The sequence below is a fragment of the Pontibacterium sp. genome (genome assembly GCF_041587635.1).
GTDB lineage: Bacteria > Pseudomonadota > Gammaproteobacteria > Pseudomonadales > Balneatricaceae > Pontibacterium.
Window position 1 is genome coordinate 1 of the sequence record NZ_JBFGYC010000246.1, and the last position, 5,620, is coordinate 5,620.

At 49.6% G+C, this 5,620-nt stretch carries 5 protein-coding genes; 4 read left to right on the forward strand and 1 reads right to left on the reverse strand.

Features of this window, described 5'->3' with window-relative positions; translation table 11 throughout:
• From mtgA to ABYW01_RS12540, 3 genes are all read left to right on the forward strand, one after another.
• Positions 1-739: monofunctional biosynthetic peptidoglycan transglycosylase (gene mtgA / locus ABYW01_RS12530; protein ID WP_372833162.1), on the forward strand; the 739-nt coding region annotated here is incomplete at its 5' end.
• 197 nt (positions 740-936) lie between these two features.
• Positions 937-2,328, forward strand: a complete 1,392-nt coding sequence (locus ABYW01_RS12535) for a sigma-54 interaction domain-containing protein (protein ID WP_372833165.1) — start codon at positions 937-939, stop codon at positions 2,326-2,328.
• 206 nt (positions 2,329-2,534) lie between these two features.
• On the forward strand, positions 2,535-4,190 hold the full coding sequence (locus ABYW01_RS12540) for an acyl CoA:acetate/3-ketoacid CoA transferase (RefSeq protein ID WP_372833167.1): 1,656 nt from the start codon (positions 2,535-2,537) through the stop codon (positions 4,188-4,190).
• 192 nt (positions 4,191-4,382) lie between these two features.
• Here ABYW01_RS12540 and fabI read toward each other — a convergent pair whose 3' ends face one another.
• The gene (fabI, locus tag ABYW01_RS12545; protein WP_372833170.1) at positions 4,383-5,156 is read right to left on the reverse strand and encodes an enoyl-ACP reductase FabI; all 774 of its coding nucleotides are present in this window, start codon (positions 5,154-5,156) and stop codon (positions 4,383-4,385) included.
• A gap of 146 nt (positions 5,157-5,302) precedes the next feature.
• Here fabI and ABYW01_RS12550 point away from each other — a divergent pair, with 146 nt between their 5' ends.
• Positions 5,303-5,446, forward strand: a complete 144-nt coding sequence (locus ABYW01_RS12550) for a hypothetical protein (protein ID WP_372833171.1) — start codon at positions 5,303-5,305, stop codon at positions 5,444-5,446.
• Positions 5,447-5,620 lie beyond the last annotated feature (174 nt).

The following is a 5,620-nucleotide window of genomic DNA, read 5'->3' on the forward strand; positions in this document are numbered from 1 at the left end:
CCATGGATATTGGACACTTATAGAACATATAAAATTATTCACGATGCTAAAAAAACCCTTAAAAGCTTTGTCATATTTATGCGCGACATTCCTTGGAATTATTTTGCTGCTCATGACCACATTTAAATGGGTTAATATTCCAACCAGTGCATTTATGATCACCCACAATATTAAGCATGTTTTTAATAATAAGAAGGAAGCGGTAAAGTTTGAGTGGATCGATATTGAAGATATCCCTCTCAATATACAGCTCGCCGTTATTGCCTCCGAAGATCAGAAATTCCCATCGCATCATGGCGTCGACTTTCAGGCGACATCTGAGGCAGTGACCAATGCTATTCAGGGAAAGAAATCCCGAGGTGGAAGCACCATTACTCAGCAGGTAGTCAAAAATCTATTTCTTTGGGAAGGCAGGAGCTATGTCCGAAAAGCGCTTGAGATCCCATTGGCGATGCTCCTTGAGCTGATCTGGGATAAACGCCGAATCCTAGAGGTCTACCTGAATATTGCTCAGTTTGGCGTCTCAGACTACGGCATTAAGCGAGGTAGCATCTATCAGCTGAACAAACCGATCCAGCATATTAACCACTACGACGCGGCGCTGTTGGCAGCGGTTTTACCCGCACCATCTCAGTTTAAAGCACGCCTTCCCAGTCCTCGCCTGGCCGCAAAACAAGCAAATATACTGCGTCAATTAAGACGGATTGATCATAATAAATACCTCGCAGCCCTTAAATAAAATACGACCAATCCAATTTTAACTGGATAAGGAATTAGTCTGCATTTCAATTCTTTTGCCGATATTTGTTGGCGACGAGAAACACCTCAGCATCCAGCCCCTTAAGAAAAATGCGTCATACCATACAGCACCTGCATGCTCAAAATACGGTAGTATGAGTATTCATACACTGTACTGAGCACTCAATAGGGACTGGTATGCAACACCTCTCAGAGATCCTCAATATCGACGCGGACAACCAACATCTGCTGGAGTTGCTGTCCAACCTCTGCCAGGGATCAATTGCGATTGACGCAGAATGCCGTATTGCCTGGATCAGCGATCAATATTGCCATCTGATGGGGATCTCTGCTGATGCCAACCTCATAGGTCAGAATATTGAGGCCGTATTGCCAACAACGCAGATGCCCAGAGTGGTGAAAAGCGGCAAGCCGGTATTTGTAGATCTGATGTCCATCAACGGTCGCTGGTGTCTGGTCACCCGGTTGCCATTGAAGAATGCCAACAAAGAGATCATGGGCGCACTAGGCTTCGTGTTTTACGACGACCTGGACAGCTTACAGCCGCTGTTTGATAAATTCGCCCGTCTTCGCCGCCAGTTTGAATCAGAGAACCTGATCCGCCCGTCCAAATACGCACTGGATGATCTACTGGGTGAATCAGAATCCATGCACCTGTTAAAACGCCAGGCCCTGCGCGCCGCACAGCTGGACACCACTCTGCTGTTGTTAGGTGAAACAGGCACTGGGAAGGAGTTACTCGCACAAGGTATTCACCACGCATCTCCCCGCCGCCACGGACCATTTGTTGGCATTAACATGGGCGCGCTGCCTGAATCCTTGGTTGAAGCGGAGCTGTTTGGCACAGCGCCCGGAGCGTATACCGGTGCGGACCGTAAAGGGCGCCAGGGGAAAATTCAGCTCGCGAATGGTGGGACTCTCTTCCTCGACGAAATCGCTGAAATGCCACTGCCTATGCAAAGCAAGTTGCTACGAGTGTTGCAGGAGCGTGAAGTCGAAGCATTGGGCTCCAACCGTCTGGAGAAAGTGGATGTGAGAGTGATCGCCGCTACGGCCAAAGACCTTCGTGCGCTGGTCGATACCGGAGAATTCAGGGCAGACCTCTATTTCCGCCTTAACGTCCTACCCATGCGATTACCTCCCCTAAGAGAGCGCAACAGCGATGTCTTAATGCTCAGTGAGAAGCTACTTCCACAAATTCAAAAGGACACTCAACTACCTGCACTATCCCTTTCAGCAGCCGCCCAATCATGGCTGCTTTCCTACCCTTGGCCAGGGAACGTACGCGAATTACGTAACCGCCTGGAACGCGCCTGCGTGATGGCCGAAGGTCAGCAGATCGAACCTGCCGATCTGGGGGCACTAGACGATCTGCCCTCTGAGAGCGAACTCTCGCCTCCCCCTTCCCGAACACCAGAAAGCCTGAATGATCACCGTTTACAGGCCGAACGTATCGCTCTGGAGCAAGCCTTGATTCAATCGGGGGGTAATAAATCGGCAGCCGCCCGTAATTTGGGTATCTCACGCGCTACATTTTACGAACGCCTGAAACGTTGCAACCAGCAATGAGCTTTATCCAATCCTTACAATGTCTGCATCTCAATACAATAACCAGACACAACTGAATGATATCTCATACACTTCAACAGCCAGTCTAAATATACTGCTGACAGAAACCTACATAACTCTTTGTTTTACATAACTTAAAAGACTTTTGGCTCGCCCCTTGCTCAGATTAACGCTATCCAAAATAAAAAGAACAGATGGGCGAGAGTATGAGCGACTACATCCTTTCTGCTGCGGCTGCGGCACAACTGATCCCTGACGGCAGCACTGTGGTGACCGCCGGCTTTATTGGTATAGGGTTTGCTGAACATCTGGCCAAAGCCATTGAACAACGCTTCCTGAAAGAAGGCCATCCACGTGACCTATCGTTAGTGTATGCCGCAGGACAAGGCGATGGGCAGATGAAAGGTCTCAATCATTTTGGCCATGAAGGGCTGGTCCAGCGAGTTGTAGGTGGCCATTGGGGCTTAGCGCCCACACTGGGAAAATTGGCTCTGGATAACAAAATCGAAGCTTACAATCTTCCTCAGGGCGTCATATGCCATCTGTTCCGCGATATCGCTGCTGGCAAAAAAGGTACCGTGACCCATGTCGGTCTCAACACCTTTGTCGACCCGAGATATGAAGGCGGAAAGATCAACGATATTTCGCAGGAAAATCTCGTCGAGCAGATCGAAATCATGGGTGAGGAGCAGTTGTTCTACAAAGGCTTTTCCATCGACATTGCTCTATTACGCGGCACAACTGCCGATCACAAAGGCAATATATCAATGGAGCGTGAAGCCTTGCCCCTGGAGGCGCTTGCCATTGCCCAAGCTGTAAGAAACAGCGGCGGCAAGGTGATTGTGCAGGTAGAACGGATCACCGATCAACATCAGTTGACACCTGACCGGGTGCGCATCCCTGGCATTTTGGTCGACCATGTAGTGGTGTCACCTGCCGAAGATCATCTGCAAACCTTCTCGGAACCGTTTAATCCCGCTTACTGTGGGGATATCCGCGTCTCTGAGGACAGCACGAGCAACATGGCACTGGATGCCCGCAAGGTTATTGGCCGTCGTGCTCTGATGGAGCTGCGCAAAGGCTCGGTGGTTAATCTGGGCATTGGAATGCCCGAAACTGTAGCTCAGGTTGCTGCCGAAGAGGGACGGCTGAGTGAGTTTACTCTGACAGTGGAACCCGGGGGGATCGGGGGCCAGCCCGCCAGTGGCCTAAGTTTTGGCGCAGTCACCAATGCGCATGCGATCATAGATCAGCCCGCGCAATTTGATTTTTATGACGGTGGTGGCCTGGATCAGGCTTTTTTAGGGCTTGCTGAAACATGCCCGGAAGGACACGTAAATGTCAGCCGTTTTGGCAACAAACTAGCAGGCGCAGGCGGCTTCATAAACATTACTCAGAATACCAGGGATCTCTATTTTCTCGGTACGTTCACTTCAGGTCGTCAAACTCTGGAAATTGAAGAGCACAATCTAAAGATAATCAGCAACGGATCTATTCGAAAATTCCGCCAGAGCGTTCAGCAAGTTACCTTTAACGGGGAAGCCGCGATACGTAACGGACAAACCGTTATGTTTATTACCGAGCGAGCCGTTTTCCGACTGATTCCAGAAGGTTTAAAGCTTATTGAAATTGCACCAGGGGTAGACCTGCAAAAGGATATTCTTGATCAGATGGATTTCAGACCAATCATCGACGATGACCTGGATATGATGGATCCACGCCTGTTTCACGACGGCCCCATGAATTTAGACCACCGCGGTAGCATGCCCATCAAGCACATGCGTAATCTGTTCCGCAACATGCTACAAGCGCAGGAAGGGCACTTGGAAGCGCACACAGTTCTTGCATCCCCGGCAGCTTAACCTGCTGGTTTCAGGCCTTGAGATCTGACATCAAGGCCTTTCTCCGTACCCAAATTTGGTCGTGCGTTGGTCATTTTTTGCGTCGGGTACGGAGCCTTTTACGAATCCTTCCGAATTGAAACGATCAATCTCTGTGTGTTAACTACAGAGCACATAGACGCTGCTGTCTTATCTCCTGATGCCTATCCTCTATCAGGACATAATATTGTCGCCTGCGTCCACATACACAAGATTACCGGTCATTCTCTGGCCCAAATCGCTGATCAGAAACGCCACCAGGTTACCAACATCTTCAGGTGTCGCCAATTTATGGAGCGGAGAACGCTCAATGGACTGCTCCATCAGTTGATCAAATTGATCAATGCCTGAAGCTGCTCGGGTGGGCATCGGGCCGGGTGAAATCGAGTGTACGCGAATATTTTTTTCGCCTAGCTCTGCCGCCAGATAGCGGGTAGAGCTTTCCAATGCCGCTTTGATCGGTCCCATCATGTTGTAATGGTCTACAACCTTCTCTGCACCGTAGTAACTCATGGTGACCAACGTCCCGCCGTCTTTCATCAAGCCTTCAGCCCGTTTGGCCATTCGAATGAAAGAGTGGCAAGAGATATCCATAGCCTTACAAAATCCCTCCGATGTACTGTCCGTCAATCGACCATGCAGCTCCTCCAAGGGTGACCACGCAACGGAATGAACAACAAAATCAAGTTTGCCCCACGTACGCTCGATCGCTTGAAACAACTCATCCATTTCAGCTTCAGAGCTTACATCTAATGGCAAAATGAGCTCCGCCCCTAAGCGATCAGCTAATGGCCCCATGTACTGCAGTGATTTCTCATTCATATAAGTCACACACAGGTCAGCGCCTAGCTCTTTCAACGATTGAGCACAGCCATAGGCGATGCTTTTGTCGTTCGCAATACCAACAACCAGGCCTTTACGGCCTTCCAGAGACAGCTTATTACTCATTGCAAATACCTGTAAGGAGAGTGTTTTGTAATCCGAGCCTAGAGGAGCCCTATTACAGTGCGGTTAACGCAGATGCAGCATAAGAAATAGGCCTCATAGGCATGCAGATATAGCGGCATTTACAGGGATAGCATTAGGAAAATTTAGTGATCATTTTTGCAGGCGCACAAAAACAAAATAGCGCTGACAAAAGCCTGTGCAATATGACATCTGCAGCTATAGTCGTCGATTCAGCCGAGGTGGCAGCAGCTCAGAAGATCGTATTCGACACCTTGTGGGGCCTGTTGTAACCGATCGATAGTTGGTCATCAGGCCTGTAGGGTCGTCGGTCGTCTTTAGGCGACCCACGCTTCGAAGAAGCGTGGACAGTGCCTGTGCCTGCTCGGGCTCGCAAGTCAGGTGAGTATCAGACGGCACGCTGCATCTGCCTGATTGCCTGATTGCCTGATTGCCTGATTGCCTGA

Bases quoted from the DNA above. Each gene is read 5' to 3' on its own strand.
- ABYW01_RS12535 (WP_372833165.1), top strand. From the start codon at position 937: ATGCAACACCTCTCAGAGATCCTCAATATCGACGCGGACAACCAACAT.
- ABYW01_RS12540 (WP_372833167.1), top strand. From the start codon at position 2,535: ATGAGCGACTACATCCTTTCTGCTGCGGCTGCGGCACAACTGATCCCT.
- fabI (WP_372833170.1), bottom strand. From the start codon at position 5,156: ATGAGTAATAAGCTGTCTCTGGAAGGCCGTAAAGGCCTGGTTGTTGGT.